This window comes from Methylibium sp. T29, from assembly GCF_000576205.1.
Lineage (GTDB): Bacteria > Pseudomonadota > Gammaproteobacteria > Burkholderiales > Burkholderiaceae_C > Methylibium > Methylibium petroleiphilum.
In genome coordinates, this window is the sequence record NZ_AZND01000397.1 from 1 (window position 1) to 2,296 (window position 2,296).

Sequence of the window (2,296 nt, forward strand, 5' to 3'; positions counted from 1 at the left end):
CCGAGCGCACCCGCCACGGCGCGGTGTGGTTCGATCTGCTGGCCGAGCTGGCGCGGCCGGCGGCCCCGGTCACTCCGGCAGCCGACGAAGCAGTCTCTCCCGCGCTGCCGGCGTTGGCGTCGCAGCGCCTGCAGGCCTGGCACGCGCAGGCGCTGCGCGACGCGAAGCGCTTCGACACCCTGAGCGACGAGGCGCGTCACCGCCTGCGCAAGCGTCTGAAGCGGCTGCGCTACACCATCGAGTTCACCGCCGGCCTGTTCCAGCGCCGCGCCGTCGAACGCTACCTCGATGCCCTGCGCGAGGCGCAGGAACACCTGGGCGAGTTCAACGACGTGTGCGTGGCGCTGGCGGCCTACCGGCCGCTGGTGCCGCAGCAGCCGCAGACCTGGTTCGCTCTCGGCTGGCTCGCAGCGCGGCGCGAGGCGACGCTGGCCGCCTGCAGCCGGTCGCTGAAGCGCCTGCGCAAGGCGCGGCCGTTCTGGCCCGACTGAGCGAGGTTCACGTGGCCGTCGGCGCGACCGATCGCGCCAGCGCCTCGGCGAGCGTGGGCGCGATGCGCTCCTCGCCGATCAGCGCCGTGAAGCCGCTGCGCTGCAGCAGCGAGCGCGGCTGCTCGTTCAGCTCGCACAGCCGCAGTCCCACGCCCTGGCGCTGCAGCGTGCGGTAGAGCTGGGTGAGGGCGTCGACACCGCTGGCGTCGATCGAGATCAGACGCTGCGCCTCGAGCACCAGCACGCGCGTGCCGGCCGGCAGGCGCGCCGGCACCGCCTCGAGCTTGGCCACCGCGCCGAAGAACAGTGCGCCGTAGAGCCGCTCGACCACCACGCCCGGCGGCGTCTCGGCCGGGGCCGCCAGCGGTTCGATGCGGAACAGCGTGCTCATGCGGTAGATGAAGAACGCGCAGGCCATCACCAGGCCCACCTGCACCGCCACCGACAGGTCGAAGATCACCGTCAGCAGGAAGGTGCCGACCAGGATGATGCGGTAGGGCAGGCTGAAGTGCCGCAGCCGTGCGAACTCGTGCCATTCGCCCATGTTCCAGGCCACGAACAGCAGGATGCCGGCCAGCGCCGCCAGCGGCACGTGCTCGGCCAGCGGCGCCGCCACCAGCACCACCACGAGCAGCGTGACCGCATGCACGATGCCGGCGACCGGGCTCGTTGCGCCGGCCCGCACATTGGTGACCGTGCGCGCGATCGTGCCGGTGGTCGGGATGCCGCCGAAGAACGGCGTCACCACGTTGGCGATGCCCTGCGCCATCAGCTCCTGGTTCGGGTCGTGCTTCGGCACGGTGCCCACGTTGTCGGCCACGCGCGCGCACAGCAGCGACTCCACCGCGCCCAGCATCGCGATCGTCAGCGTCGGGATGAACAGCTCCTTCGCGCTGCGCCAGCTGAGCTCGGGCCACACGAAGGCCGGCAGCGCCTGCGGGATGCCGCCGAAGCGCGAGCCGATGGTCTCGACCGGCAGGTGCAGCAGTGCGGTGGCCGTGGTCGCCAGCACCAGCACCACCATCGGCGCGGGCATGCGCGAGGCGCTGCGCAGCGTGGTGTGCTCGACCACGGTGTGGTGCTTCTGCAGCCGCGGCCACGCGAACAGCAGCGCCAGCGACAGCAGGCCGATCGCGAAGGCCATCGGGTTGAAGCTGTCGGCGTGCTCGAGCAGCACGCCGATCTGCGTGAAGAAGTCGGCCGGCAGCTTGGGCGTGACCAGGCCGAACAGGTCCTTGAGCTGCGACAGCGCCACCAGCACCGCGATGCCGTTGGTGAAGCCGATCACGATGGTGATCGGCACGTAGCGCACCAGGCCGCCGAGCCGGAACAGCCCGAGCGCGAACAGCATCGCGCCCGCCAGCACCGTGGCGATCAGCAGGTTGGCCAGGCCGTAGCGCTCGACGATGCCGTAGACGATGACGATGAAGGCGCCTGCCGGCCCGGCGATCTGCACACTGGAGCCACCGAGCGCCGACACCAGGAAGCCGCCGATGATCGCGGTGAAGATGCCCTGCTCGGGCTTGACGCCGCTGGCGATCGCGAAGGCCATCGCCAGCGGCAGTGCGATCACGCCGACCGTCAGGCCGGCGCCGGCGTCGGCTGCGAAGCGGCCGCGGTCGTAGGTCTTCAGCGCATCGAGCAGGCGCGGGCGGAAGCGGTGCAATTGCATGGAGCAGGTCCTCGGGCGTCAGGGGCGGGCGGCAGCGCGGCGGAAGGCCGGGCTGCCGGAGGACCGCAGTGGTGCAGGCGGGCGATGAAGCGACGGCGGCGCGACGGCCCCCAGGTCCGCGTCTCGGCACGGG

At 71.9% G+C, this 2,296-nt stretch carries 2 protein-coding genes; one reads left to right on the plus strand and one right to left on the minus strand.

Going from position 1 to position 2,296, the window contains the following annotated elements; all coding sequences use genetic code 11:
- A partial coding sequence (locus x551_RS21355; RefSeq protein ID WP_036251129.1) for a CHAD domain-containing protein occupies nt 1-491 on the plus strand: 491 nt, incomplete at its 5' end.
- Nucleotides 492-498: 7 nt separating this feature from the next.
- Here x551_RS21355 and x551_RS21360 read toward each other — a convergent pair.
- Nucleotides 499-2,163: a SulP family inorganic anion transporter gene (locus x551_RS21360; RefSeq protein ID WP_036235600.1), complete on the minus strand. Its 1,665-nt coding sequence runs from the start codon at nt 2,161-2,163 to the stop codon at nt 499-501.
- Between the last annotated feature and the right edge of the window lie 133 nt (nt 2,164-2,296).